Below are 25,783 nucleotides of genomic sequence, written 5' to 3'. Positions count from 1 at the left end.
TAGAGAATCATGAAGTACATATTTGACATCGTGCATGGCTTCTACACCCAGCTTCGCAGCCTGGTGATGATTTTCGGCCACGCCTTCCGCAAGCGCGACACGCTGCAGTACCCGGAAGAACCGGTCTACCTGCCGCCGCGCTACCGTGGACGTATCGTCCTGACCCGCGACCCCGACGGCGAAGAGCGTTGCGTAGCCTGCAACCTGTGCGCCGTGGCCTGCCCGGTCGGTTGCATCTCGCTGCAGAAAGCTGAAACCGAAGACGGTCGCTGGTACCCGGACTTCTTCCGCATCAACTTCTCGCGCTGCATTTTCTGTGGCCTCTGCGAGGAAGCCTGCCCGACCACCGCGATCCAGCTGACACCGGATTTCGAGATGGCCGAGTTCAAACGTCAGGACCTGGTCTACGAGAAAGAAGATCTGCTGATCTCCGGCCCCGGCAAAAACCCTGATTACAACTTCTATCGTGTTGCAGGTATGGCGATTGCCGGGAAGCCGAAAGGCTCCGCGCAGAACGAAGCCCAGCCGATCAACGTGAAGAGCTTGCTGCCTTAAGGAAGAAAGATGGAATTCGCTTTCTATTTCGCATCGGGTATCGCTGTGGTGTCCACGCTTCGCGTGATCACCCACACCAACCCCGTGCACGCCCTGCTCTACCTGATCATTTCGCTGATCGCCGTGGCCATGACGTTCTTCGCCCTCGGCGCACCGTTTGCCGGTGTCCTGGAAGTGATCGCCTACGCTGGCGCCATCATGGTGCTGTTCGTGTTCGTGGTGATGATGCTGAACCTGGGCCCGGCCTCGGTTCAGCAAGAGCGCGCCTGGCTCAAGCCCGGCATCTGGGGCGGCCCGGTCCTCCTCGCCACGCTGCTGCTGGTGGAACTGCTGTACGTGCTGTTCTCCCATCAGACCGGTGAAGCCATCGGCCACACCACCGTAGACGCCAAGGCCGTGGGCATCAGCCTGTTCGGTCCTTACCTGCTGGTGGTTGAACTCGCCTCGATGCTGCTGCTCGCCGCAGCCGTCACGGCGTTCCACTTGGGCCGCAACGAAGCCAAGGAGCAATGACGATGCCTGCTATCCCCATGGAGCATGGTCTGGCGGTCGCCGGCATCCTGTTCTGCCTCGGCCTGGTCGGCCTGATGGTCCGCCGCAACATCCTTTTCGTGCTGATGAGCCTGGAGGTCATGATGAATGCCTCCGCTTTGGCGTTCATCGTTGCCGGTAGCCGCTGGGCGCAGCCGGATGGACAGATCATGTTCATCCTGGTGATCAGCCTGGCAGCCGCCGAGGCCAGTATTGGCCTGGCGATCCTGCTGCAACTGTATCGCCGCTTCCACACGCTCGATATCGACGCTGCCAGTGAGATGCGCGGATGAACCTTCTCTATCTGACTTTCGTATTCCCTCTCATCGGTTTCCTGCTGCTGTCGTTCTCCCGTGGACGCATCTCGGAAAACCTGGCCGCGCTGATTGGCGTCGGCTCCATCGGTCTGTCGGCGATCGTTACCGCCTACGTGATCTGGCAATTCAACGTCGCCCCGCCGGAAGGCGGCCACTACACCCAGGTGTTGTGGCAGTGGATGGCGGTGGAAGGCTTCACCCCTAACTTCGCCCTGTACCTGGACGGCCTGTCCGTGACCATGCTCGGTGTGGTCGTCGGCGTCGGCTTCCTGATCCACCTGTTCGCGTCCTGGTACATGCGCGGTGAAGCCGGCTACTCGCGTTTCTTCGCCTACACCAACCTGTTCATCGCCAGCATGCTGTTCCTCGTGTTGGGCGATAATCTGTTGTTCCTGTACTTCGGCTGGGAAGGCGTGGGCCTGTGCTCGTACCTGTTGATCGGTTTCTACTACAGCAACCGCAACAACGGTAACGCCGCACTCAAGGCCTTCATCGTGACCCGCATCGGTGACGTGTTCATGGCCATCGGCCTGTTCATTCTGTTTGCCCAACTGGGCACGCTGAACGTCCAGGAACTGCTGGTGCTGGCACCGCAGAAATTCCAGGCCGGCGACTTCTGGATGGTCATGGCCACCCTGATGCTGCTGGGCGGCGCTGTCGGTAAATCCGCGCAACTGCCACTGCAAACCTGGCTGGCGGACGCGATGGCCGGTCCTACTCCGGTTTCGGCACTGATCCACGCCGCAACCATGGTGACCGCCGGTGTCTACCTGATCGCCCGTACCCACGGCCTGTTCACCCTGGCGCCGGAAATCCTGCATCTGGTTGGCCTGGTCGGCGGTGTGACGCTGGTACTCGCCGGTTTTGCAGCCCTGGTTCAGACCGACATCAAGCGTATCCTCGCCTACTCGACCATGAGCCAGATCGGCTACATGTTCCTGGCCCTGGGCGTCGGTGCCTGGGATGGCGCGATCTTCCACCTGATGACCCACGCCTTCTTCAAGGCCCTGCTGTTCCTTGCATCCGGTGCGGTGATCGTTGCCTGCCACCACGAGCAGGACATCTTCAAGATGGGCGGCCTGTGGAAGAAACTGCCACTGGCCTACGCCAGCTTCATCGTCGGTGGCGCGGCCCTGGCGGCCCTGCCACTGGTAACCGCGGGCTTCTACTCCAAGGACGAAATACTCTGGGAAGCATTTGCCAGCGGTAACGAAGGTCTGCTGTATGCAGGTCTGGTCGGTGCGTTCATGACTTCGCTGTACACCTTCCGCCTGATCTTCATCGCGTTCCACGGTGAAGCGAAGACCGAAGCGCACGCCGGTCACGGCATTGCCCACTGGCTGCCACTGTCGGTGCTGATCGTATTGTCCACCGCCATCGGCGCGATGATCGTTCCACCGCTGCACGGCGTACTGCCTGAGAGCGTCGGCCATGCCGGCGGCGAAGCCAAGCACAGCCTGGAAATCGCTTCGGGCGCCATCGCCCTGGCCGGTATCCTGCTGGCCGCGCTGCTGTTCCTCGGCAAGCGTCGTTTCGTGACGGCCATCGCCAACAGCGGCATCGGCCGTGTCCTTTCGGCCTGGTGGTTCGCTGCCTGGGGCTTCGACTGGATCTACGACAAACTGTTCGTCAAGCCTTACCTGGCGATCAGCCACATCCTGCGCAAAGACCCGCTCGACCAGACCATCGGTCTGATCCCGCGCATGGCCAAAGGCGGTCACACCGCCCTGAGCCGTACCGAGACCGGTCAACTGCGTTGGTATGCCGCCTCGATGGCTGCGGGTGCCGTGCTGGTCATCGGCGCCGTCGTGCTGGTAGCGGTCTGATATGAACCTTGCGAATTTGCGAAAGGAAACGAACCCGTCATGATTCTGCCTTGGCTAATCCTGATCCCCTTCATCGGCGGCCTGCTGTGCTGGATGGGTGAGCGCTTCGGCGCCACCCTCCCCCGCTGGATTGCGCTGATCACCATGTCCCTGCTGCTCTCCCTCGGCCTCTGGCTGTGGGCCAACGGTGACTATTCATTCGCTCCGGCACCGGGTGCCGATCCGACCTGGGCGCTTGAGTTCAAGCACGTCTGGATCCAGCGCTTCGGTATCAATGTGCACCTGGCCCTCGACGGCCTGTCGCTGTTGATGATCATGCTGACCGGCCTGCTGGGTGTCCTCTCCGTACTCTGCTCGTGGAAAGAGATCCAGCGTCACGTTGGCTTCTTCCACCTGAACCTGATGTGGATCCTGGGCGGTGTCGTCGGCGTGTTCCTCGCCCTCGACCTGTTCATGTTCTTCTTCTTCTGGGAAATGATGCTGGTGCCGATGTACTTCCTCATCGCGCTCTGGGGTCACAGTTCTTCGGACGGCAAGAAAACCCGGATCTACGCGGCGACCAAGTTCTTCATCTTCACTCAGGCTTCCGGCCTGATCATGCTGGTGGCGATCCTGGGTCTGGTACTGGTCAACTTCAACGACACCGGCGTGATTACCTTCAACTACGCCGACCTGTTGAAGACCAAGATGTCGATGACCACCGAGTACATCCTGATGCTCGGCTTCTTCATCGCCTTTGCGGTCAAGCTGCCCGTGGTGCCGTTCCACTCCTGGCTGCCTGACGCTCACGCCCAGGCGCCGACTGCAGGTTCCGTCGACCTCGCCGGTATCTTGCTGAAAACCGCTGCCTACGGCCTGCTGCGTTTCGCCCTGCCGCTGTTCCCGAATGCCTCGGCCGAGTTCGCGCCGATCGCCATGACCCTGGGTCTGATCGGGATCTTCTACGGTGCGTTCCTGGCGTTCGCGCAAACCGACATCAAGCGTCTGATCGCCTTCTCGTCCGTTTCCCACATGGGCTTCGTACTGATCGGCATCTACTCCGGCAGCCAACTGGCACTGCAGGGCGCGGTGATGCAGATGCTGGCCCACGGTCTGTCGGCGGCAGCACTCTTTATCCTGAGTGGCCAGCTGTACGAACGCACCCACACCCGCGACATGCGTGAAATGGGTGGCCTGTGGTCGAAGATCGCTTACCTGCCGGCCCTCAGCCTGTTCTTCGCGGCGGCGTCCCTGGGCTTGCCGGGTACCGGTAACTTCGTCGGTGAGTTCCTGATCCTGATCGGCACCTTCCCGATCGCCCCATGGATCACCATCATCGCCACGTCCGGCCTGGTGTTCGGTTCGGTCTACTCGCTGATCATGGTCCACCGTGCCTTCTTCGGCCCGGCCAAGTCGGACGCGGTACTGCATGGCATGGACGGTCGCGAAATGATCATGGTGGTCGGTCTGGCAGCGCTGCTGGTCTACATCGGCATCTACCCACAACCGTTCCTCGATACCTCTGCCGCTACGATGCATGGCGTGCAGCAATGGCTCGGCACCGCCTTCACTCAACTCGCTTCGGCCCGGTAAGAGCGCTATGGAATTCACGACTCAACACTTTATCGCGCTAGCGCCGCTGTTGATTACCAGCGCCACGATCATCGTGGTGATGCTGGCGATCGCCTGGCGCCGCAACCACTCCCAGACCTTCCTGCTGTCCGTGGCGGGTCTGAACCTGGCGTTGCTGTCGATCCTGCCAGCCTTGAAGGTCGCGCCATTGGCCGTGACCCCACTGCTGCAAATCGATAGCTTCGCTTGCCTGTACATGGCACTGATCCTGGTCGCCACCCTCGCTTGTGTCACCCTCGCCCACGCCTACCTCGGCGATGGCGGCACGGGTTACCCGGGCAACCGTGAAGAACTGTACCTGCTGATCCTGATGGCCGCCGCCGGTGGCCTGGTGCTGGTCAGCGCGCAGCACCTGGCCGGGTTGTTCATCGGTCTGGAACTGCTGTCGGTGCCGGTCTACGGTCTGGTGGCCTATGCCTTCTTCAACAAGCGTTCGCTGGAAGCCGGTATCAAGTACATGGTGCTGTCGGCTGCCGGCTCCGCGTTCCTGTTGTTCGGTATGGCCCTGCTGTACGCAGACTCCGGCTCCCTGAGCTTCGTCGGCATCGGTCAGGCGCTGGCGGCTACCGGCCTGCCAAGCTCGCTGGCACAACTGGGCCTGGGCATGATGCTGATCGGCCTGGCGTTCAAGCTGTCGCTGGTGCCCTTCCACCTCTGGACTCCAGACGTTTACGAGGGTGCTCCGGCACCGGTCGCAGCGTTCCTGGCCACCGCTTCCAAAGTGGCCGTGTTCGCAGTGATGGTGCGCCTGTTCCAGATCTCTCCAGCGGCCAGCAGCGGCGTGCTGAGCGACGTGCTGACCATCATCGCCATTGCGTCGATCCTGTTCGGTAACCTGCTGGCACTGACCCAGAGCAACCTCAAGCGTCTGCTGGGTTACTCGTCCATCGCCCACTTCGGCTACCTGCTGATCGCCCTGGTGGCGAGCAAGGGCCTGGCCGTGGAAGCCATCGGCGTATACCTGGTCACCTACGTGATCACCAGCCTCGGCGCCTTCGGCGTGATCACCCTGATGTCCTCGCCGTACAAAGGCCGTGACGCAGACGCCCTGTACGAATACCGCGGCCTGTTCTGGCGCCGTCCGTACCTGACCGCCGTACTGACCGTGATGATGCTGTCCCTGGCCGGTATCCCGCTGACCGCGGGCTTCATCGGCAAGTTCTACATCATCGCCACCGGTGTCGAGTCGCACCAATGGTGGCTGGTCGGTTCCCTGGTACTGGGCAGCGCCATCGGCGTGTTCTACTACCTGCGTGTGATGGTCACCCTGTACCTGATCGAACCGAACCTGCGTCGCGTCGATGCCCAGCTGCACTGGGAACAACGTGCAGGCGGCGTGATGCTGCTGGCCATCGCGGTACTGGCCTTCTTCCTCGGCCTGTACCCACAACCGCTGCTGAACCTGGTTCAGCAATCGGGTCTGGCGGGTTGATCGCTTAGGCGACTCTCGGCAACAAACAGAAACGGCACCTTCGGGTGCCGTTTTTGCGTTTGGGGTTTTCAAGGTCAAAAGATCGCAGCCTGCGGCAGCTCCTACATTGGGGAGGCGTACAGCCTGTAGGAGCTGCCGCAGGCTGCGATCTTTTAATCTTCATGGCCTACCCTCCTTTCAGAAAGTATTTGTCTGGCGATCAGCAATCGATGACATCCGGCGATTGCTCCGAACGCTAATGTGAGCGACGGGCTTACAGGAGTATTCAAATGAAACAAGAACCGATGGTGATGATGTGCAATGAAATGGCGAAACCGAGCTATGGCTCGCTTGCCTTTGCCACCCCGAAAAATTCTGGCTATATTTGTCCAGAATATGGGAGAGAAATCATGATCATCGTTCCGTTGGCCGAAGCAAAAAACAATCTGTCCAAACTCGTCGATGATGCAGCGGCGGGCCAGATCATAACGATTGCCAAGCATGGTCGAGCCTTGGCCCGCCTTGTTCCCGTAGGAAAAACCAACGGGAAGCGTATCGGTGCGATGAAAGGCAAACTGGTTCTGGCTGAAGACTTCGATGCACCACTGCCGGACGACATGCTGGATGCTTTTGAAGGAACCCACGAATGAGGGTTCTGCTGGACACTCATGTTTTGCTTTGGGCTCTGAGCGATGACCCCAAACTATCCGGCAAGGCCAGAAAGCTCATTGAAGGCGCTGCCGACATATACATCAGCGCAGCGACATTCTGGGAAATGGCAATCAAGGTCGGGTTGGGAAAGCTGAATGTTGATCTGGAAGAAATCCGCCAGTACTGCCTCGAAAGCGGGTTCATCGAATTGCCTGTGACTTCAGAACATGCCATTGCCGTGAAAGACCTCAAACATCACCATCGTGATCCGTTCGACCGCCTCATTGTTGCAACCGCGATGACTGAACCCATGAAACTTCTAACGTCTGACCCATTGGTGGCCAAGTACACGGATTTGGCTATTTTGATTTAGTCAGCCCAACTCCGATCAAATGCGAGAGCGGACTTGCTCGCGAAGACTGTAGGTCAAGCACAAATGAAAACGGCACCTTTCGGTGCCGTTCGCGTTTCACACTCCCGCCACGTTACTTACGCGCATCCGCCCACGATTTCAGCAGCTCGCTGTAGCTCACGGTCTCTCCCTTAGGTTTCTCGTTTTCCAGTTTAGGTTTCGGAGCGCCCGGCTGGTCGAACCAGTACTGAGCATCGCGCTCGGGGTTCATTTTCGGTGCGCAGGTGGCTTGTGCCTTCGAACGCTCCAGACGGGTCATGATCGCGTCCTGATCCTTGGCCAGGCCGTCGAGAGCCTGTTGCGGGGTTTTGTCGCCGCTGGCCGCTTCGGCGATGTGGCTCCACCACAACTGCGCGAGGCGAGGATAATCAGGTACGTTGGTCCCGGTCGGGGTCCATTGCACGCGGGCCGGGCTGCGGTAGAACTCCACCAGGCCACCGAGTTTCGGCGCCAGGTCGGTCATCGCTTGTGAGTTGATGTCCGATTCGCGGATAGGCGTCAGGCCGACGATGGTTTTCTTCAGCGATACGGTTTTCGAGGTCACGAACTGCGCATAGAGCCAGGCCGCCAGTTTCTGCTTCTCAGGCGTGGACTTCATGAAGGTCCAGGACCCCACGTCCTGATAGCCCAGCTTCATGCCCTCTTCCCAGTAAGGTCCCCGTGGTGACGGCGCCATGCGCCATTTCGGCGTGCCATCGGCGTTCATCACCGCCAGGCCTGGCTTGGTCATGTCGGCAGTGAAGGCGGTGTACCAGAAAATCTGCTGCGCGATGCTGCCCTGGGAGGGCACCGGACCGGATTCGGAGAAGGTCATGCCCGCCGCTTCCGGTGGCGCGTACTTTTTCAGCCAGTCGACGTACTTGGTGGTGGCGAACACCGCCGCCGGGCCGTTGGTGTCGCCGCCGCGGGTCACGCTGGAACCCACCGGGTGGCAGTCCTCGACACGAATGCCCCACTCGTCCACCGGCAAGCCGTTGGGGATGCCCTTGTCGCCGCCACCGGCCATGGAGAACCAGGCATCGGTGAAGCGCCAGCCCAGGGATGGGTCCTTTTTGCCGTAGTCCATGTGCCCGTAGACGCGCTTGCCGTCGATTTCCTTGACGTCTTCGCTGAAGAACTTGGCAATGTCTTCATAGGCCGACCAGTTCACCGGTACGCCCAGCTCGTAACCGTACTTTTCCTTGAACTTGGCTTTTAGGTCCGCGCGCTCGAACCAGTCGGCACGGAACCAGTACAGGTTCGCGAACTGCTGGTCAGGCAACTGGTAGATCTTGCCGTCCGGCGCGGTGGTGAAGGAAATGCCGATGAAGTCCTTGAGGTCGAGGGTCGGCGAGGTGAAGTCCTTGCCTTCGTTCGCCATCAGGTCGGTGATCGATTCGGTCTTGCCGTAGCGAAAGTGCGTACCGATCAAGTCCGAGTCGTTGACCCAGCCGTCATAGATGCTTTTGTCCGATTGCATCACGGTCTGCAGCTTTTCTACCACGTCGCCTTCCTGCAGCAGATCGTGGGTCAGCTTGATCCCGGTGATCTCGGTGAAGGCCTTGGCCAGCACCTTGGACTCGTACTCGTGGGTAGCGATGGTTTCCGACACCACCTTGATGTTCATTCCGCGGAAGGGCTCCGCCGCCTTGATGAACCACTTCAACTCTTCCAGCTGCTGATCGGCCGTCAGTGTGGATGGCTTGAACTCACTGCCGATCCATTTTTTCGCGGCATCTTCGTAGGCATCGGCCCAGGCCGAAGCGCTCAAACCGCTGAGTGCCAGCATGGCTGCCAATGAAATGCTATGTCGCAGCTTATTGTTTTTGTCGAACATAAGACCTCCTGTTTAAGTTTCGGAGCAACACTGCCGAGCGATTCGACTAGCCCCAACGCATCACAGCCAACAGCCACACCAGGGACAACGCAAACGCCACCCAGATGCTCCAGTCGGTGACGCCGATTACCAGCAAATGCAGGTAGGCGCTGCCGAGAAGACCGATGAACAAGCGATCGCCACGGGTGGTGGCAATCGGTAGCAAACCTCGCCGAAGCACGCTCGGCGAACGCAACTCCCAGGTGGTCATGCCCACCAGGATCAAGGCAATAACGCCGAAGAACGCCGCCGTGGGGGCGGTCCAACTCATCCACTCCATCATCAGCTCCTCATACCCGGCCCAGGGCAAAGCCCTTGGCCACGTGGTTGCGAACAAACCAGATCACCAGCATGCCCGGCAGGATGGTCAACACCCCCGCCGCTGCCAGTACGCCCCAGTCGATACCGGATGCCGAAACCGTACGCGTCATCACCGCCGCGATCGGTTTGGCATTCACCGAGGTGAGGGTTCGTGCCAGCAGCAGTTCTACCCAGGAGAACATGAAGCAGAAGAACGCCGTCACACCAATGCCGGAGCCGATCAACGGGATGAAAATCTTCACGAAGAACTTGGGAAAACTGTAGCCATCAATGTAGGCGGTTTCGTCGATTTCCTTGGGTACGCCGGACATGAAGCCTTCGAGAATCCACACCGCCAGCGGCACGTTGAACAGGCAGTGAGCCAGGGCCACGGCAATATGGGTGTCGAACAACCCGATCGACGAATACAGCTGGAAAAACGGCAACAGGAACACCGCCGGTGGCGCCATGCGGTTGGTCAGCAGCCAGAAGAACAGGTGCTTGTCACCCAGGAAGCGATAACGCGAAAACGCATAAGCCGCCGGCAGTGCCACGGTCAGGGAAATGATCGTGTTCAGGCTCACGTAATACGCCGAGTTGATGTAGCCGGTGTACCAGCTCGGGTCGGTGAAGATCACCTTGTAGTTGGCCAGGGTGAAATCCTGCGGAAACAGCGTCAGGCCGCCGAGTATTTCGCTGTTGCTCTTGAAGGACATGTTCAGCAGCCAGTAGATCGGCACCAGCAGGAACAGGATGTAGAGCAGCAAAGGGATAAGCTTTCTTTTGCTCATGGCGCGGGCCTCAACGGTTGGCGTCAGAGTGAGTCATGGCGGTGTAGAACAGCCAGGACACCAACAGGATGATCAGGAAGTACACCAGCGAGAACGCTGCGGCCGGCCCCAGGTCGAATTGCCCTACGGCCATCTGCGTCAGGGTCTGGCTGAGGAAGGTCGTGGCATTGCCCGGACCGCCGCCCGTGAGCACGAAGGGCTCGGTGTAGATCATGAAACTGTCCATGAAGCGCAGCATCACGGCGATCAGCAGCACGCTCTTGAGTTTGGGCAACTGAATGTGCCGGAACACCGCCCAGGCCGAGGCTCGGTCGATCCGCGCCGCCTGGTAATACACATCCGGAATCGCCCGCAACCCGGAGAAACACAACAGCGCCACCAGCGAGGTCCAGTGCCAGACGTCCATCACCAGCACGGTGACCCAGGCGTCCGCCGTGTTCGCCGCATAGTTGTAGCTGATGCCCATGGCCTTGAGGCTCGCCCCCAGCAAGCCGATGTCGGCGCGGCCGAAGATCTGCCAGATGGTGCCGACCACGTTCCACGGGATCAGTAGCGGGATCGCCAGCACGATCAGCACCACCGAAGACCAGCGGCCCTTGGTCGGCATGGTCAGGGCGATGGCGATGCCCAGCGGAATTTCGATCAGCAGCACGCAGGCGGAATAGATGAACTGGCGCAGCAGCGAGTCGTGCAGCCGAGGGTCGAGCAGTACCTGCCTGTACCAGTCGGCACCGACGAAATAGCGGCTGGACTGGTCGAAAATGTCCTGCACCGAATAGTTGACCACAGTCATCATCGGGATCACCGCACTGAACGCCACCAGCAGGAACACCGGCAACACCAGCCACCAGGCCTTGTTGTTCTGCACCTTGTTCATGGCTGCGCCTCTTGGTTGGCATGGGCTTCGAGCAGGAAATCATCGGCGTACACCATCAACCACTGCGCCGGAAAACTGATGTAGGCCGTGCCTTGCGGCACCGGTTTGTCTTCAGCCAGGCGCACCTTCAGGGTCGCGCCGTCGAGGTTGAGGGTCATGATCTTGTAAGTGCCCAGGTCCTCGACGTGTACGACCTGTGCCCGCAGCGCGTCATCAAAGGCTTCGTCCCACACATGGACGAACTCCGGGCGAATGCCGACCTTCAGGGTTTTCCATTCGGATGCAGCGATGCGTTGCTGCATGGTCTCGGACAGGGGCAGGTGGGTCGAAGCGAACCCGACGCCACCCGGTTGCGGCTGCACCTCGATCAGGTTCATCCCCGGGCTGCCGATGAAGTAGCCGACAAAGGTGTGGCTCGGGCGCTCGAACAATTCCCGTGGTGTGCCGAATTGCACGATCTGCCCGCCGTACATCACCGCAATCTTGTCGGCGAAGGTCGAGGCCTCCAGCTGATCGTGGGTGACGTAGACCATGGTGATGTTGAACTGCTCGTGGATCTGCTTGAGCTTGCGTCGCAGCTTCCACTTCAGGTGCGGGTCGATCACCGTCAGCGGTTCATCGAACAGGATCGCCGACACATCGTCGCGCACCAGCCCGCGGCCCATGGAGACTTTCTGTTTTTCGTCGGCGGTGAGGTTGCGCGCCTTTTTGCTCAGCAGGTTCTGCAGGTCGAGGACTTCGGCGATTTCCTGCACCTTGGCATGAATGCTTGCCTCGGCCATGCCCTGGTTGCGCAGGGGGAAGGCCAGGTTGTCGAACACCGTCATGGTGTCGTAGACCACCGGGAACTGGAAAACCTGAGCAATGTTGCGCTTCTCCGGCGTCAGGTCGTTGACCGCTTTGCCATCGAACAGCACATGCCCCTGGGACGGACTGAGCAGCCCGGAAATGATGTTGAGCAAAGTTGATTTGCCACAGCCCGACGGACCGAGCAACGCATAGGCGCCGCCCTGCTCCCAGATGTGGTCCATCTCGCGGATCGCGTAGTCCTCAGGTCCCACCGGGGTTTTGGTGTAGCTGTGGGCGAGGTTCTGCAAACGGATTTCGGCCATCAGGCTACCCTCGCGACACGCTGGCCCGGCGCCTGCACCAGCCGGCCCTGCGTATCGAACACAAACAGTTTATGGGTCGGGATGTAGATACGGATGGGCGCATCGACGTCGTATTCGTGAACTCCCGGCAGGTGCAGCACCAGCAGGAAATGCTCGTTGCGCACGTGCAGGAAGGTTTCCGAGCCGCTGATCTCGGCCACCTCGACGGTCACCGCCAGTTCGAGGTCATCGTCATTGCTCGGCACCAGCGAGATATGGCTGGGTCGCACGCCGAAACGGAACTCGCCCTCGCCCACCGGGCGCAAATCGACGTTCAGCGGAAAGTGCACGAAGTTGGCGAAACTCACTTCGTTGCCGGCAATGCGCCCCGGCATCAGGTTGATCGGCGGCTCGGAGAACAGCTCCGCCGCCAGCACGGTTTGCGGCTGGTGATAGACCGAAGACGACTGGCCGCTCTGGATCACCCGCCCTTCGTGAAGAATGGTGGTGGTGCCGCCCAGGGCCAGGGCCTCGTTGGGTTCGGTGGTGGCATAGATTGCGATGGTATGGCGCGCCTTGAACAGCTCGCGCATTTCCTGGCGCAGTTCCTCGCGCAACTTGTAGTCGAGGTTGACCAGCGGCTCGTCGAACAGGATCAACTCGGCATCCTTGACCAGCGCCCGGGCCATGGCCGTGCGTTGTTGCTGGCCACCGGAAAGCTCCAGCGGATAACGCTTCAGAAATTTTTCGATGCGCAGCATCTTCGCGGTTTCCAGCACCTTGCTCTGGATCAGCTCGCTGGATACACCGGCCTGGCGCAGCGGCGAGGCGATGTTGTCGAACACCGTCATGGTCGGGTAATTGATGAATTGCTGATAAACCATCGACACATTGCGCAAGCGCACCGGCCGTTGGGTAACGTCGACGCCGTTCATCAGGATGCGGCCGCTGTCGGGCTTGTCCAGACCGGCCATCAGGCGCATCAGGCTGGTTTTGCCGGACAGGGTGCGACCCAGCAAAACGTTGAAGGAACCGGGTTCAAAACTCAGGTTGGCATCGTCGATCCAGGTCTGGCCCTCGACGGTGCGGCTGACGTGCTCCAGGGTGAGTGACATGGCTCGGCCTTTTATTATTGGAGTCAAGCGACCGAAGCGATAAAGCGACATCCGTGCCAACAATCCCAAGCCATTGATTCAGCTAGAAATGAGTGAAAACCACAGCCCGTCTACGTTCGTTGCTGAACACAAATGAACAATCTGAAATGAACAATTGAACAGTTCACCCATTGACAGTGAACAATAGTGAACAACACTCTACGGACTGTTCACGGCCCCTGTAGGAGCGAGCTTGCTCGCGATGGACGTTAACGTTGACGAGGGCTGCCTGAGTAAATGCGGCGCTCTCACGTGCATCGCGAGCAAGCTCGCTCCTACAGGGATCGGCGCTATCCCATAAAAACAATAAAGTCTTGTTCAGAGATCGACTGCCATGGCCGCACCTGCCCTGCCGCTGTCCCACGACGCCATCATCCAGGACTCCTGGTCGCGTTGCCGCGCGTTCGGCCTCAGTCATCAGAGCGCGCCGGCATTCGATCAATTGCCGGCCGCGGGCATCGCGCAATTGCTGGAGAGCCAGCATTCACTGGTACAAACCACCCATCAGGAAGTGCTGCCCTACTACGAGAACATCTTGAGCAATTCCAATTGCCTGATCATGCTCGCCGACCATCAGGGCCAGGTGCTCACGTCGTGGGGCACCCAGCGCTTTATCGAGCCGAAACTGGCCCGGGGTTTCAGCGCCGGCGCCAGCTGGATGGAACGTTGCACCGGCACCAACGCCATTGGCACCGCCCTGGCCTGTGAGCAAGCCGTGCACATCGAGCACGATGAACATTTTCTCAAGGCCAACCGCTTCATGACCGGTTCCGCCGCGCCGATTTTCGATGCCGAGCGCAAGGTAATCGCGGTGCTGGACGTGTCCAGCGACAGCTACCTGCCGCCATCGCACACCCTGGGCATGGTCAAGATGATGAGCCAGACCGTGGAAAACCGGCTGATCCTCAACCTGTTCCATGGCCAGCATTTCCAGTTGACGTTCAATACCGGGCTGAACAACCTCGACAGCCAATGGGCCGGCTTGCTGATTTTCGATGAAAGCGGCCAGGTGCTGTCGGCCAACCGTCGGGCCGACAATCTGCTGGGCATCAGCCTGTCGCGGGTCAGTGTCGAGAGCCTGTTCAAGGTCTCGTTGCTGGAACTGCTCAATCAGCCCGAAGGCCTGCCCTTCGCCTTGCAAACCTCCGGACGCAACCGCTTCCAGTGCCTGCTGAAGCGGCCGAAACAGGCATCCATTCAACCCCGAGTGTTCACCGAGCCGGTTGTAGCTACACCCGCGGCCATCAGCCTCAACACCCTGCATTTCGGCGACAGCCGCGTGGAAAAAGCCGTGCGCCAGGCCGAACGCTTGCTGGAAAAAGACATTCCACTGCTGATCCATGGTGAAACCGGGGTCGGCAAGGAAGTGTTCGTCAAAGCCCTGCACCACGCCAGCTCACGCAGCAAACAAGCACTCATCGCCGTCAACTGTGCGGCGATTCCCGCCGAACTGGTGGAATCCGAGCTATTCGGCTACGAGAAAGGCGCATTCACTGGTGCCAACCAGAAAGGCAGCATCGGGCTGATCCGCAAGGCTGACAAAGGCACGCTGTTTCTCGACGAAATCGGTGACATGCCGCTGCCGACACAGGCGCGACTGTTGCGGGTGTTGCAGGAACGTTGCGTACAGCCGGTGGGCAGCAGCGAATTGTTCCCTGTGGACTTGCGCATCATTTCAGCGACCAATCGCTCGCTGCGCGAACAAGTACAACTGGGGCGGTTTCGTGAAGACTTGTACTACCGCATCGGCGGCCTGACCCTGGAACTGCCGCCCCTGCGTGAGCGCAGCGATAAGGAGGCACTGTTCAAACGCCTGTGGGAGCAGCACCGCGAACCGACGCAATGGGCCGGTTTGAGTCAGGAAGTGATGGCGTTATTCAGCCGCCACCCGTGGCCGGGCAACTTGCGCCAGGTCAGCAGCGTGATCCAGGTGGCCCTGGCCATGGCCGAGGAACAGCCGGTGCGGGCTGAGCACTTGCCGGATGATTTTTTTGTCGACCTGGAGATGGAACCGGTGGAGACGCCGGAGCCGCTAGGCATCGACTTGAATGATGTGGAAGCACTGAATCGGCAGTTGCAGGCGGTCGGGGGGAATATTTCGTATCTGGCGCGGCGGTTGGGGGTTAGTCGCAATACCCTCTACAAGCGGTTGCGCCAGGCTGAATGACAAGTTGACCGAATGGGCCTCTTCGCGAGCAAGCCCGCTCCCACATTGTCCGTGTCGTACACAAAATCTGTGCTGCCCGCTGAACCTGTGGGAGCGGGCTTGCCCGCGAAAGCGTCAGCCCTGTCACTTCAAAATGAACTGCCACCCCCTTAAACAAAAACTCGCAAAAGGCGTAATGCTGTTCAGTTAAGTGAGAATGATCCACTGTAGGAGCGAGCTTGCTCGCGATGGTCGTTAACGATACCGCGTGTTTACTGACTAAACGCGGCGCTCTTGAGTCCATCGCGAGCAAGCTCGCTCCTACAAAATCCTTAACTGAACAGCATTACGCACAAGGCGGGTTTTGCTTTATAGCGGATCAGGCAATCAGTCAGCCAGACGCCAGGTCGTGCCGCCCTTGCCGTCTTCCAGCACCACGCCCATGGCGGTGAGCTGGTCGCGGATGCGGTCGGATTCGGCCCAGTCCTTGCCGGCACGTGCCGCCAGGCGAGCAGCAATCAACGCCTCGACTTCGGCTGCATCCACGCGCCCTTCGGCACCGGCCTGCAGGAAGTCATCAGCTTCGAGTTGCAACACACCCAGCACGCTGGCCAGTTCTTTCAGACGCGCCGCCAGGCCGGCCGCTGCATTGAGATCGCTCTCGCGCAGACGGTTGATCTCGCGGACCATCTCGAACAGCACCGCGCAGGCTTCCGGCGTGCCGAAGTCGTCGTTCATCACCTGGGTGAAACGCTCGACGAAGGCTTCGCCGCCGGCCGGCGCCACGTTCGGCAGGCCTTTCAACGCGTGGTAGAAACGCTCCAGGGCGCCCTTGGCGTCCTTGAGGTTGTCTTCCGAGTAGTTGATGGCGCTGCGGTAGTGGCTCGACACCAGCAAGTAACGCACGACTTCCGGGTGGTACTTGTCGAGCACGTCGCGAATGGTGAAGAAGTTGTTCAAGGACTTGGACATCTTCTCGCCATTGATACGGATCATGCCGCAATGCATCCACGCGTTGGCGTAGGTCTTGCCGGTGGCCGCTTCGCTCTGGGCGATTTCGTTTTCGTGGTGCGGGAACTCAAGGTCGCTGCCGCCGCCATGAATGTCGAAAGTCTCACCGAGGCAGCAGGTCGACATCACCGAGCATTCGATGTGCCAGCCCGGACGCCCGGCGCCCCACGGCGATTCCCAGCTCGGTTCGCCCGGCTTGGCCGCTTTCCACAGCACGAAGTCCAGCGGGTCCTGCTTGGACTCGTCGACTTCGATGCGCGCGCCGATGCGCAGGTCTTCGATCTTCTTGCGCGACAGCTTGCCGTAGCCCATGAACTTGCCGACGCGGTAGTACACGTCGCCATTGCCCGGGGCGTAGGCATAACCCTTGTCGATCAGGGTCTGGATCATCGCGTGCATGCCCGGAATGTGATCGGTGGCACGCGGCTCCATGTCCGGCTTCTTGATGTTCAGGCGCGCTTCGTCTTCGTGCATCGCCGCGATCATGCGCTCGGTCAAGGCTTCGAACGACTCGCCGTTCTCGCGGGCCCGATTGATGATCTTGTCGTCGATGTCGGTGATGTTGCGCACATAGGTCAGGTCGTAACCGCTAAAGCGCAACCAGCGGGTCACCAGGTCGAACGCAACCATGCTGCGGCCGTGGCCCAGGTGGCAGTAGTCGTACACGGTCATGCCGCACACGTACATGCGCACCTTGTTGCCATCGAGCGGCTTGAAGACTTCTTTGCTCTTGGTGAGCGTGTTGTAGATCGTAAGCACGTTATTTCCCTTGACGCTGAATCACTGGCCCCACGAATCACGCAGGGTCACGGTACGGTTGAATACCGGCTGACCTGGTTTCGAGTCCTTGAGATCGGCGACGAAGTAACCTTCGCGCTCGAACTGGAAACGGTCTTCCGGCTGTGCATTGCCCAACGAAGGCTCAGCACGACAACCGGTGAGTACCTGCAGCGAGTCAGGGTTGATGTTGTCCAGGAAACTGGCGCTGTCTTCGGCCTTCTCCGGGTTCGGAGAACGGAACAGACGATCGTACAGACGCACTTCGCACTCGACGCTGGCCGCGGCCGGCACCCAGTGGATCACGCCTTTGACCTTGCGGCCTTCCGGGTTCTTGCCCAGGGTGTCCGGATCGTACGAGCAGCGCAGTTCGACGATGTTGCCATCGGCGTCCTTGATCGCTTCGTCGGCGCGGATCACGTAGCTGCCACGCAGACGCACTTCACCGGCCGGCTCCAGGCGCTTGTAGCCCTTCGGCGGCTCTTCCATGAAGTCTTCACGGTCGATGTAGATTTCACGGGCGAACGGCAAAGCGCGCACGCCCATGTCTTCTTTCGGGTGGCACGGCAGTTCGAGGTTCTCGACCTGGCCTTGCGGGTAGTTGGTGATCACGACTTTCAGCGGACGCAGCACGCACATGGCACGCGGGGCGCTCTGGTCGAGGTCGTCACGGATGCTGAACTCGAGCATGCCGAAGTCCACCACGCCGTCGGAACGGTTGGTGCCGATCATTTCGCAGAAGTTGCGGATCGATTTCGGCGTGTAGCCACGGCGGCGGAAACCCGACAGCGTGGACATGCGCGGGTCGTCCCAGCCGTTGACGTGCTTTTCATCGACCAGTTGCTTGAGCTTGCGCTTGCTGGTGATGGTGTAGTTCAGGTTCAGGCGGCTGAACTCGTACTGGCGCGGGTTGGCCGGAACCGGCAGGTGCTCGAGGAACCACTCGTACAGCGGACGGTGGCTTTCGAACTCCAGGGTGCAGATCGAGTGGGTGATGCCTTCGATGGCGTCCGACTGACCGTGGGTGAAGTCGTAGTTCGGGTAGATGCACCACTTGTCACCGGTCTGGTGGTGGTGAGCGTGACGGATGCGATACATGATCGGGTCGCGCAGGTTCATGTTCGGCGAGGCCATGTCGATCTTGGCCCGCAGCACCCGTGCGCCGTCCTTGAACTCGCCGGCCTTCATGCGGGCGAACAGGTCCAGGTTCTCTTCGACGCTGCGGTCGCGGAACGGGCTGTTCTTGCCAGGTTCGGTCAGGCTGCCACGGTATTCCTTGGCTTGCTCCGGGGTCAGGTCATCGACGTAGGCATTGCCGGATTTGATCAGCTCCACTGCCCAGTCGTGCAACTGGTCGAAATATTGCGAGGCGTAGCGCACTTCACCGGACCACTCGAAGCCCAGCCATTTGACGTCGCTTTCGATCGCGTCGATGTATTCCTGGTCTTCCTTGGCCGGGTTGGTGTCGTCGAAACGCAGGTGCGTGACGCCGCCGAACTCCTGGGCCAGGCCGAAGTTCACGCAGATCGACTTGGCGTGACCGATGTGCAGGTAGCCGTTGGGTTCAGGCGGGAAACGGGTGACGATTTGCGTGTGCTTGCCCGAGTCCAGGTCTGCCTGGATGATCGGCCGCAGGAAGTTGACCGGCACGGCAGGGCCGGTCTTGGCATTCGAGGTAGGGTCGACAGTGGGCTTGCTCATAGGATCCTTGAACGTACAAGTGCGTGGCCGTAATGAAGGCCGGACAAAACAAAGCCGCTATCATAGCCGATGCCGTCAAGTGCCTGACAGAGCGCACTCTGTAAACCGTCGCATTTAATGGGCCGCAAATGAAAAAACTGCCTCGAAATTCGTGCCTGTCACGCTAAACTGCGCACCTTGGCCGAGACAGGCTGAACCGGTTGCGGGACGGAATGTTCCAAAACCACGAATTCCCTTAGTGAGTAACGATCATGACCCAAGTCAAACTGACTACCAATTTCGGCGACATCGTCCTCGAACTGAACGCCGACAAAGCCCCGATCACCGTGGCCAACTTCGTCGAGTACGTTAAAGCCGGTCACTACGAAAACACCGTTTTCCACCGTGTCATCGGCAACTTCATGATCCAGGGCGGCGGTTTCGAGCCAGGCATGAAAGAAAAGAAAGACAAGCGTCCAAGCATCCAGAACGAAGCCGACAACGGTCTTTCCAACGACAAGTACACCATCGCCATGGCCCGCACCATGGAGCCGCATTCGGCTTCTGCACAGTTCTTCATCAACGTGGCGGACAACAGCTTCCTCAACCACAGCGGCAAGAACGTTCAAGGCTGGGGCTACGCGGTATTCGGTAAAGTGACCGCCGGCACCGACGTTGTCGACAAGATCAAAGGCGTGGCCACCACTTCCAAGTCCGGCCACCAGGACGTTCCGGCAGACGACGTGATCATCGAGAAAGCCGAGATCATTGAGTGATATTGCTGATTTCAGATTTACATCTGGAAGAGGAGCGCCCGGACATTACCCGGGCGTTTCTGGATTTGCTCGCCGGACGCGCCCGCTCGGCGAGTGCGTTGTACATCCTGGGCGACTTTTTCGAGGTGTGGATTGGCGACGACGCCATGACGCCCTTCCTGCGTTCCATCTGCCAGGCCCTGCGCGACCTCAGCGACAGCGGCACGGCCATTTTCCTGATGCACGGCAATCGTGATTTCATGCTCGGCAAGGCCTTCTGCAAGCAGGCCGGCTGCACCCTGCTCAAAGACCCGAGTGTCGTGCAATTCAACGGCGAGCCGGTGCTGCTGATGCACGGCGACAGCCTGTGCACTCGCGACGAAGGCTATATGAAGCTGCGCCGCTACCTGCGCAACCCGATCACCCTGTTCATCCTGCGCAACCTGCCCTTGCGCACCCGGCACAAGCTGGCACGCAAACTGCGCAGTGAAAGCCGTGCCCAGGTGCGGATGAAGGCCAATGACATCGTCGACGTCACGCCCGAAGAGATTCCGCGGATCATGCAGGAGTTCGGGGTGAAGACCTTGATCCACGGGCATACCCATCGTCCGGCGATCCACAAGTTGCAGTTGGGCGACCAGGCAGCCCGGCGCATTGTGCTGGGGGATTGGGATCGTCAGGGTTGGGCGTTGCAGGTGGATGAGCAAGGGTTTGCGCTGGCGCCGTTCGACTTCACCCCGCCGCCGCAACTGGCAGCACCCGCGAACTGAAGGCTGTAGGAGATCCCTGTGGGAGCGAGCTTGCTCGCGATAGCGGATTAACATTCAACATCTCTGTTGACTGATCCACCGCCATCGCGAGCAAGCTCGCTCCCACAGGGGTTCTGCAGTGTTTGTTAGTGCCCGGCAGACGCCGCAGGCCCGGCCTTCGCCGTAAACGGCGGCCTGGCCAGCCACACGATCAGGATCAGCCCCAGGAACATCCAGCCCAGCAAGGTGAAGTAATCCACCGTGGACATGATGTACGCCTGGCTGATCACCATCTGATCCAGTTGCGTATAGGCCTTGGCCCCCGCCCCGCCCAGGTTGCTCAGTGCTTCGCGGGTCGCCGGGTCGAACGGGGTGATGCTTTCGGTCAGGTAGGCATGGTGCTGGTCGGCACGGCGAATCCAGATCCAGGTGGTCAGCGACGCGGCGAAACTACCGCCCAGGGTCCGCAAGAACGTCGCCAACCCGGAACCGTCGGCGATCTGGCTCGGCGGCAGGTCCGAGAGCAGGATGGTCAGGGTCGGCATGAAGAACAGCGCCACGCCTATCCCCATGAACAGCTGCACCATGGCGATGTGCTGGAAATCCACTTCATTGGTGAACCCGGCGCGCATGAAGCAACTGAGGCCAATGGCCAGGAACGCCCCGCCCGCCAGTAACCGCATGTCGAATTTCGGTGCGTATTTGCCAACAAAGGGGGCCAGCAACACCGGCAGGATCCCCAGCGGTGCCACGGCAAAACCGGCCCAGGTCGCGGTGTAGCCCAAGCGTGTCTGCAGCCACTGCGGCAGGATCAGGTTGATCCCGAAGAACCCGGCATAGCCCAGGATCAACACAATGGTGCCGTAGCGGAAGTTGCGGTGGGCGAACAGACGCAGGTTGACCACCGGATGTTCATCGGTCATTTCCCAGATCACGAAGAACGCCAGGGCCACCACCGAAATCACACTGCCGATCACGATGAAGCTCGATTCGAACCAGTCGGCATCGTTACCCTTGTCGAGCACGATCTGCAGCGCCCCGACACCGATAATCAGCGCGATCAGACCGACGTAATCCATCGGCTGGCGGCTGGTGACCACCGGGCGCTTTTTCATCTGCTGGGTGACCACCCATGCCGCGAACAGGCCGATCGGCACGTTGATGAAGAAAATCCACGGCCAGCTGTAGCTGTCGGTGATCCAGCCGCCGAGGATCGGCCCGGCAATCGGCGCGACCACCGTGACCATCGCCAGCAACGCCAGGGCCAGCCCCCGTTTCGCCGGCGGATAGACCGCGATCAGCAACGTCTGGGTCATCGGGTACAACGGCCCCGCCACCACCCCTTGCAGCACCCGGAAGCCCACCAGCTCGGGCATCGAGGTGGAAATCCCGCACAGGAACGAGGCCAGCACGAACAGCAGCGTCGCCCAGACAAACAGCTTCACCTCGCCAAAACGCCGACTGAGCCAACCGGTCAACGGCAAGGCGATGGCATTGCTCACCGCAAACGAAGTGATGACCCAGGTGCCCTGCTCCGAACTCACACCCAGGTTGCCGGAGATCGTCGGCAACGCCACGTTGGCGATGGTGGTGTCGAGCACCTGCATGAAGGTCGCCAGCGACAGGCCGATGGTGCTCAGTAACAGGCTTGGCGGTGTGAAAGACGCGTTATTGCTCATCGCGAATCCTTTGAAACCAGTTGGGCGCAGCTAACCCTGTGGGAGCGAACTGTGGCGAGGGGGCTTGTCGGAACGCCGCATCGCCCCGTTTGAGTGCGCAGCACCCACAAGATCTTCGATACATTGGAAATTTTGGGGCTGCTTCGCAGCCCAACGGGGGCAAGCCCCCTCGCCACAGCCCGCTCCCACAGGGTCCAGGTAATGGCATTTCAGCGTTGCGCGGTTTTGCTGACCGCGGCGCTGTTGTCGTGGATCAACCGGGTGATCATCGCGTCGGCCTCGGCCAGCTGACGGTCGTAGACGTTGGTGCTGAACGAAGCCTTCTGCGGCGGCTGTTGCGCCAGCACCGGCCCGCTCTGGTCGTGCAGGTCCACATCGACCATGGTCGACAGGCCGACCCGCAGCGGATGTTTGGCCAGCTCCTCGGCGTTGACGTGGACTCGCACCGGCACGCGTTGCACGATCTTGATCCAGTTGCCGGTGGCGTTCTGCGCCGGCAGCAGGGCAAAGGCGCTGCCGGTGCCGGCGCCGAGGCTGTCGATGGTGCCGCTGTATTTCACTCTGCTGCCGTACAGGTCCGTCTCGATCTCCACCGGTTGGCCAATGCGCATGTCACGCAGCTGGGTTTCCTTGAAGTTGGCGTCGATCCACAGCTGATCCAGCGGAATCACCGCCATCAGCGCGGTACCCGGTTGCACGCGTTGACCCAGTTGCACCGAACGCTTGGCCACGTAACCGGTGACCGGTGCAATCAGGACGCTGCGTGAGTTGTTCAGGTAGGCCTGGCGCAGTTGTGCGGCGGCGGCCATCACGTCCGGGTGCGAAGAAACCACGGTGTCATCGACCAGCGCGCTGGTGGTCTTGAGCTTTTGTTCGGCATTGGCCAGGGCGTTTTGCGCCGAGGTCAGGTCGTCGCGGGCGTGGGACAGCTCTTCCTGGGAAATCGCCCCGCCGGCAGCGAGGTTCTTGCGCCGGCTGAAGTTGTCCTGGGCCTTTTGCACTTCGGCTTTCTGCGCATTGACCTGGGCTTTCATGCCATCCACATCACTGTACAGGCCACGCACCTGACGCACGGTACGCGCCAGATTGGCCCGGGCGCTTTGCAGACCGATTTCGGCGTCGTTCGGGTCAAAGTTCACCAGCACCTGGCCTTCATGCACCAGATCGCCATCGTCTGCGCCGATGCTGACCACGGTGCCCGTGACCAGCGGCGTGATTTCCACCACGTTGCCGTTCACATAGGCATCGTCGGTGCTTTCGCTCCAGCGCCCGTAGAACTCGTGGTAGGCCCAGACACCCGCGCCGCTGAGCACGACGGCGGCAGCCAGGACCAGCAACATGAACTTGCGCTTGCCCGAGTTGGGGTTGCCTTGGGTGTTTTCCGGAGGTTGAGTTGTATCGGCAGTGGCCATGACAAGTACCTTGAATTAGTGGGTCAGCGTGGCTGGCGTGGCGTTGGCCGAGGCAACGACCTCAGGCTGGAAACCGCCGCCCAGCGCCTGCATCAGCTGGATCGACAGGTCGATCTGCTCGGCATTCAGGTTGGCCAGCTGGCGCTGGGCCTGGAGCAATTGCTGCTCGATGCTGAGCACGTCCAGGTAGTTGCCGATGCCGGAACCGTAACGCTGGACCACGGTGTTGTAGGAATCCTGGGCGATGTCGGTGGCATGCTGCTGGGCAGCGATCTGCCGGCCGATATCGCGCAGCTGGTTGACGCTGTCACTGACATCCCCCAGCGCCTTCACCAGGCTTTTGTTGTATTGCGCCACCGCGAGGTCGTAGTCGGCGTCGCGCGAATCGAGGTCGGCGCGCAAGCGGCCACCGTCGAAAATCGGCACAGAGATCGTCGGTGCAATGTTGAAGAAGCGGCTGGCCGTTCCAAACATCGCATCGCCCAACAAGGACTCGGCGCCAGCTGCGGCGCTGAGGTTCAGGTTGGGGTAGAACCGGGTCTTGCCGGCGTCGATGCTTTTGCTCGCCGCCTCGACCCGCCAGCGCGCGGCCACCAGGTCCGGGCGACGTCCGAGCAACTCGGCCGGCAACACCGAAGGTAGCGCTACCGCACTCGGCTGAAGAATGTTCGGCCGGGCAATTTCATTGCCGCGGTCCGGACCTTTGCCGAGCAGCACCGCAAGGGCGATCTTCGCGCTGTTCAGGCGCTTTTCCGCGTCGATCAAATTGGCCTGGGAGGTGGCTTCGAGGCTTTCGGTCTGCTGGAACTGGTACTGGCTGTCGATCCCGGCCGTCAGGCGCCGCTGGCTCAGCTCGAGCATTTGCCGGGTGCGCTTGAGGTCTTCGTTGGACAGGTCATACACGATATGCGCCTGACCAAGATCGCTGTAGGCACGGGCGACGTCGGCAGCCAGGGTCAGTTGCGCGGCCTGCTGGTCGACTTCGGCGGCACGGGCCTGGCCGAGGGCCGCTTCCCAGGCATCGCGCTGGCCGCCCCACAGGTCGAAGTTGTAGTTGAAGTTGGTACTGATATTGCGAAGGGTGGCGTACGCGTCACCCTGTCCGAGCGGGTCCTGGTCCCGGGCCAGGCGCGAGCGGCTGACACCGGCGCTGGCATCCAGGGTCGGCATCCGCGCGGCGTCGGCGGCGTAAGCGGCAGCACTGGCCTGATGGGCACGGGCGTCGGCGATCTGCATGTCCGGGCTGTCGCGCAGGGCCTCGCGGATCAGGCCGTCGAGTTGCGGGTCGCCGAGGCTTTTCCACCAGTCGCTTTTCGGCCAGGCGGCCGGCGACAGGGTCACGCCGCCGAGGGATTGCCCGGCCTTTAGGCTTTTCGCATCGAGGCTGACACCTTCGGTTTTCAGGCCGCTGTAACTGGCGCAACCGGCCAGGCTCATGGCCAGCAGCACCAGGCTCAAGCCGGCACGCAAGGGTTTACTGCTCATTTGTCACCTACCCGCAGCAGGGTGATCGAGTCACCGGCTGCTACCAAAATCTTCTTCAGAATCATCTCCAGGGTTTTCAGCTCATCTGGAGTGATGGCACCGGCCAGTTCATTCATGGCTTCGGTGCCGATGTGCGGCAACAGCCCGGCGAGCTTCTGGCCGTCTTCCGTGAGTACCAACTGCACCTGACGGCGATCCGCCTCGGAGCGTTGGCGGGCGAGGAACCCCTTCTGTTCCAGACGATCGAGCATGCGCGTCATCGAGCCGCTGTCCAGGGACAGGTGACGGCACAACTCGCCCGGCGAATCGACGCCGTACTGGGCCATGATGATCAACACCTTGAACTGCGCGGCGGTGATGCCGTGGGGTTCCATGTGGGTGTCGATGATCCGGTCCTTGAGCAGCGCGGCGCGTCCGAGCAGCAGGCCGAGATGGCAATTGTGGAAATCGTCTGGAGAGAAATGTTTCATCTGACCACCCGTTAGCTGCCTAGGCAGTGAATGTATGTCTAAATGTTACTGCCTAGGCAGCGAATGTCAACGCAATAGTTAGCATGCTTTGTAAATAGTTGATAAATGGTGTCGGGAATTGCCACAACACCTGTGGCGAGGGGGCTTGCCCCCGTTGGGCTGCGGAGCAGTCCTCGCTTTTCGTGTTGCAGGGTTTCAGGAGAAATGAGGTTGCAGGTTTTGGGGCCGCTTCGCGGC

General features: G+C 60.5%; 23 protein-coding genes. 11 read left to right on the top strand and 12 right to left on the bottom strand.

Going from position 1 to position 25,783, the window contains the following annotated elements; translation table 11 throughout:
• The first annotated feature begins 9 nt into the window (after window positions 1-9).
• The 8 genes from nuoI to Q8X48_RS16420 all read left to right on the top strand — a co-directional run bounded on the left by nuoI (window position 10) and on the right by Q8X48_RS16420 (window position 7,275).
• Complete coding sequence (gene nuoI, locus Q8X48_RS16455) at window positions 10-555, top strand: NADH-quinone oxidoreductase subunit NuoI (protein WP_015094374.1); 546 nt, start codon at window positions 10-12, stop codon at window positions 553-555.
• A gap of 9 nt (window positions 556-564) precedes the next feature.
• Complete coding sequence (nuoJ, locus tag Q8X48_RS16450) at window positions 565-1,068, top strand: NADH-quinone oxidoreductase subunit J (protein ID WP_015094373.1); 504 nt, start codon at window positions 565-567, stop codon at window positions 1,066-1,068.
• Between the two features lie 2 nt (window positions 1,069-1,070).
• Entirely contained in the window at window positions 1,071-1,379 is a 309-nt protein-coding gene (gene nuoK / locus Q8X48_RS16445) for an NADH-quinone oxidoreductase subunit NuoK (RefSeq protein ID WP_007946416.1), read from the top strand.
• A complete protein-coding gene (gene nuoL, locus Q8X48_RS16440; protein ID WP_015094372.1) occupies window positions 1,376-3,229 on the top strand; it encodes an NADH-quinone oxidoreductase subunit L in 1,854 nt (617 codons plus the stop codon). Before nuoK ends, nuoL begins: the two co-directional genes overlap by 4 nt.
• 39 nt (window positions 3,230-3,268) lie before the next feature.
• Window positions 3,269-4,801: an NADH-quinone oxidoreductase subunit M gene (nuoM, locus tag Q8X48_RS16435; protein WP_015094371.1), complete on the top strand. Its 1,533-nt coding sequence runs from the start codon at window positions 3,269-3,271 to the stop codon at window positions 4,799-4,801.
• Window positions 4,802-4,808: 7 nt separating this feature from the next.
• Entirely contained in the window at window positions 4,809-6,272 is a 1,464-nt protein-coding gene (nuoN, locus tag Q8X48_RS16430) for an NADH-quinone oxidoreductase subunit NuoN (protein WP_015094370.1), read from the top strand.
• A gap of 293 nt (window positions 6,273-6,565) precedes the next feature.
• The gene (locus Q8X48_RS16425; RefSeq protein WP_371918110.1) at window positions 6,566-6,901 is read left to right on the top strand and encodes a type II toxin-antitoxin system Phd/YefM family antitoxin; all 336 of its coding nucleotides are present in this window, start codon (window positions 6,566-6,568) and stop codon (window positions 6,899-6,901) included.
• Window positions 6,898-7,275, top strand: coding sequence for a type II toxin-antitoxin system VapC family toxin (locus tag Q8X48_RS16420; RefSeq protein WP_126046385.1), 378 nt, complete (start codon window positions 6,898-6,900; stop codon window positions 7,273-7,275). The genes Q8X48_RS16425 and Q8X48_RS16420 overlap by 4 nt, the downstream gene beginning before the upstream one ends.
• A 112-nt stretch (window positions 7,276-7,387) precedes the next feature.
• Here the strand turns inward: Q8X48_RS16420 and Q8X48_RS16415 are convergent, their stop codons facing one another.
• The 6 genes from Q8X48_RS16415 to Q8X48_RS16390 are packed head-to-tail and all read right to left on the bottom strand — an operon-like array spanning window position 7,388 to window position 13,343.
• Complete coding sequence (locus tag Q8X48_RS16415) at window positions 7,388-9,130, bottom strand: ABC transporter substrate-binding protein (protein ID WP_407801170.1); 1,743 nt, start codon at window positions 9,128-9,130, stop codon at window positions 7,388-7,390.
• Window positions 9,131-9,176: 46 nt separating this feature from the next.
• The gene (locus Q8X48_RS16410) at window positions 9,177-9,449 is read right to left on the bottom strand and encodes a DUF2160 domain-containing protein (protein WP_015094367.1); all 273 of its coding nucleotides are present in this window, start codon (window positions 9,447-9,449) and stop codon (window positions 9,177-9,179) included.
• Between the two features lie 10 nt (window positions 9,450-9,459).
• A complete protein-coding gene (locus Q8X48_RS16405) occupies window positions 9,460-10,260 on the bottom strand; it encodes a carbohydrate ABC transporter permease (protein ID WP_007970460.1) in 801 nt (266 codons plus the stop codon).
• Between the two features lie 10 nt (window positions 10,261-10,270).
• A complete protein-coding gene (locus Q8X48_RS16400) occupies window positions 10,271-11,137 on the bottom strand; it encodes a carbohydrate ABC transporter permease (RefSeq protein ID WP_407801169.1) in 867 nt (288 codons plus the stop codon).
• On the bottom strand, window positions 11,134-12,249 hold the full coding sequence (locus Q8X48_RS16395; RefSeq protein WP_126046387.1) for an ABC transporter ATP-binding protein: 1,116 nt from the start codon (window positions 12,247-12,249) through the stop codon (window positions 11,134-11,136). Before Q8X48_RS16395 ends, Q8X48_RS16400 begins: the two co-directional genes overlap by 4 nt.
• Window positions 12,249-13,343: an ABC transporter ATP-binding protein gene (locus tag Q8X48_RS16390; protein WP_015094365.1), complete on the bottom strand. Its 1,095-nt coding sequence runs from the start codon at window positions 13,341-13,343 to the stop codon at window positions 12,249-12,251. Before Q8X48_RS16390 ends, Q8X48_RS16395 begins: the two co-directional genes overlap by 1 nt.
• Before the next feature lie 373 nt (window positions 13,344-13,716).
• Between Q8X48_RS16390 and Q8X48_RS16385 the strand changes: the two genes are divergently transcribed.
• Window positions 13,717-15,549 (top strand): sigma-54-dependent Fis family transcriptional regulator, encoded by a 1,833-nt coding sequence (locus Q8X48_RS16385; protein ID WP_407801168.1) that lies wholly within the window; start codon window positions 13,717-13,719, stop codon window positions 15,547-15,549.
• Window positions 15,550-15,915: 366 nt separating this feature from the next.
• Here the strand turns inward: Q8X48_RS16385 and cysS are convergent, their stop codons facing one another.
• Entirely contained in the window at window positions 15,916-17,298 is a 1,383-nt protein-coding gene (gene cysS / locus Q8X48_RS16380; protein WP_046037823.1) for a cysteine--tRNA ligase, read from the bottom strand.
• A 21-nt stretch (window positions 17,299-17,319) separates the two neighbouring features.
• Window positions 17,320-19,017, bottom strand: a complete 1,698-nt coding sequence (locus tag Q8X48_RS16375) for a glutamine--tRNA ligase/YqeY domain fusion protein (RefSeq protein WP_407801167.1) — start codon at window positions 19,015-19,017, stop codon at window positions 17,320-17,322.
• A 251-nt stretch (window positions 19,018-19,268) separates the two neighbouring features.
• Here Q8X48_RS16375 and Q8X48_RS16370 point away from each other — a divergent pair, with 251 nt between their 5' ends.
• On the top strand, window positions 19,269-19,772 hold the full coding sequence (locus Q8X48_RS16370) for a peptidylprolyl isomerase (protein ID WP_095966512.1): 504 nt from the start codon (window positions 19,269-19,271) through the stop codon (window positions 19,770-19,772).
• Window positions 19,769-20,521 (top strand): UDP-2,3-diacylglucosamine diphosphatase, encoded by a 753-nt coding sequence (gene lpxH, locus Q8X48_RS16365; RefSeq protein WP_407801166.1) that lies wholly within the window; start codon window positions 19,769-19,771, stop codon window positions 20,519-20,521. The genes Q8X48_RS16370 and lpxH overlap by 4 nt, the downstream gene beginning before the upstream one ends.
• Before the next feature lie 125 nt (window positions 20,522-20,646).
• Here lpxH and Q8X48_RS16360 read toward each other — a convergent pair whose 3' ends face one another.
• From Q8X48_RS16360 to Q8X48_RS16345, 4 genes are all read right to left on the bottom strand, one after another.
• Window positions 20,647-22,179 (bottom strand): DHA2 family efflux MFS transporter permease subunit, encoded by a 1,533-nt coding sequence (locus tag Q8X48_RS16360; RefSeq protein ID WP_407801165.1) that lies wholly within the window; start codon window positions 22,177-22,179, stop codon window positions 20,647-20,649.
• A gap of 209 nt (window positions 22,180-22,388) precedes the next feature.
• Entirely contained in the window at window positions 22,389-23,591 is a 1,203-nt protein-coding gene (locus Q8X48_RS16355) for an HlyD family secretion protein (protein WP_407801164.1), read from the bottom strand.
• Window positions 23,592-23,606: 15 nt separating this feature from the next.
• Window positions 23,607-25,076, bottom strand: coding sequence for an efflux transporter outer membrane subunit (locus Q8X48_RS16350; protein WP_407801163.1), 1,470 nt, complete (start codon window positions 25,074-25,076; stop codon window positions 23,607-23,609).
• Window positions 25,073-25,546, bottom strand: coding sequence for a MarR family winged helix-turn-helix transcriptional regulator (locus tag Q8X48_RS16345; protein WP_407801162.1), 474 nt, complete (start codon window positions 25,544-25,546; stop codon window positions 25,073-25,075). Before Q8X48_RS16345 ends, Q8X48_RS16350 begins: the two co-directional genes overlap by 4 nt.
• Window positions 25,547-25,783: the final 237 nt, after the last annotated feature.

Origin of the sequence: Pseudomonas sp. QLc11A, from assembly GCF_052112305.1 — a bacterium.
GTDB classification, from domain to species: Bacteria; Pseudomonadota; Gammaproteobacteria; order Pseudomonadales; family Pseudomonadaceae; genus Aquipseudomonas; species Aquipseudomonas laurylsulfatiphila.
This window is presented reverse-complemented; position numbering and strand designations above follow the sequence as displayed.

What these genes read in the sequence shown, in the direction of transcription:
- nuoI (WP_015094374.1), top strand. Translation starts at nt 10, where the DNA reads ATGAAGTACATATTTGACATCGTGCATGGCTTCTACACCCAGCTTCGC.
- nuoJ (WP_015094373.1), top strand. Translation starts at nt 565, where the DNA reads ATGGAATTCGCTTTCTATTTCGCATCGGGTATCGCTGTGGTGTCCACG.
- nuoK (WP_007946416.1), top strand. Translation starts at nt 1,071, where the DNA reads ATGCCTGCTATCCCCATGGAGCATGGTCTGGCGGTCGCCGGCATCCTG.
- nuoL (WP_015094372.1), top strand. Translation starts at nt 1,376, where the DNA reads ATGAACCTTCTCTATCTGACTTTCGTATTCCCTCTCATCGGTTTCCTG.
- nuoM (WP_015094371.1), top strand. Translation starts at nt 3,269, where the DNA reads ATGATTCTGCCTTGGCTAATCCTGATCCCCTTCATCGGCGGCCTGCTG.
- nuoN (WP_015094370.1), top strand. Translation starts at nt 4,809, where the DNA reads ATGGAATTCACGACTCAACACTTTATCGCGCTAGCGCCGCTGTTGATT.
- Q8X48_RS16425 (WP_371918110.1), top strand. Translation starts at nt 6,566, where the DNA reads ATGTGCAATGAAATGGCGAAACCGAGCTATGGCTCGCTTGCCTTTGCC.
- Q8X48_RS16420 (WP_126046385.1), top strand. Translation starts at nt 6,898, where the DNA reads ATGAGGGTTCTGCTGGACACTCATGTTTTGCTTTGGGCTCTGAGCGAT.
- Q8X48_RS16415 (WP_407801170.1), bottom strand. Translation starts at nt 9,130, where the DNA reads ATGTTCGACAAAAACAATAAGCTGCGACATAGCATTTCATTGGCAGCC.
- Q8X48_RS16410 (WP_015094367.1), bottom strand. Translation starts at nt 9,449, where the DNA reads ATGGAGTGGATGAGTTGGACCGCCCCCACGGCGGCGTTCTTCGGCGTT.
- Q8X48_RS16405 (WP_007970460.1), bottom strand. Translation starts at nt 10,260, where the DNA reads ATGAGCAAAAGAAAGCTTATCCCTTTGCTGCTCTACATCCTGTTCCTG.
- Q8X48_RS16400 (WP_407801169.1), bottom strand. Translation starts at nt 11,137, where the DNA reads ATGAACAAGGTGCAGAACAACAAGGCCTGGTGGCTGGTGTTGCCGGTG.
- Q8X48_RS16395 (WP_126046387.1), bottom strand. Translation starts at nt 12,249, where the DNA reads ATGGCCGAAATCCGTTTGCAGAACCTCGCCCACAGCTACACCAAAACC.
- Q8X48_RS16390 (WP_015094365.1), bottom strand. Translation starts at nt 13,343, where the DNA reads ATGTCACTCACCCTGGAGCACGTCAGCCGCACCGTCGAGGGCCAGACC.
- Q8X48_RS16385 (WP_407801168.1), top strand. Translation starts at nt 13,717, where the DNA reads ATGGCCGCACCTGCCCTGCCGCTGTCCCACGACGCCATCATCCAGGAC.
- Q8X48_RS16375 (WP_407801167.1), bottom strand. Translation starts at nt 19,017, where the DNA reads ATGAGCAAGCCCACTGTCGACCCTACCTCGAATGCCAAGACCGGCCCT.
- Q8X48_RS16370 (WP_095966512.1), top strand. Translation starts at nt 19,269, where the DNA reads ATGACCCAAGTCAAACTGACTACCAATTTCGGCGACATCGTCCTCGAA.
- Q8X48_RS16360 (WP_407801165.1), bottom strand. Translation starts at nt 22,179, where the DNA reads ATGAGCAATAACGCGTCTTTCACACCGCCAAGCCTGTTACTGAGCACC.
- Q8X48_RS16355 (WP_407801164.1), bottom strand. Translation starts at nt 23,591, where the DNA reads ATGGCCACTGCCGATACAACTCAACCTCCGGAAAACACCCAAGGCAAC.
- Q8X48_RS16350 (WP_407801163.1), bottom strand. Translation starts at nt 25,076, where the DNA reads ATGAGCAGTAAACCCTTGCGTGCCGGCTTGAGCCTGGTGCTGCTGGCC.
- Q8X48_RS16345 (WP_407801162.1), bottom strand. Translation starts at nt 25,546, where the DNA reads ATGAAACATTTCTCTCCAGACGATTTCCACAATTGCCATCTCGGCCTG.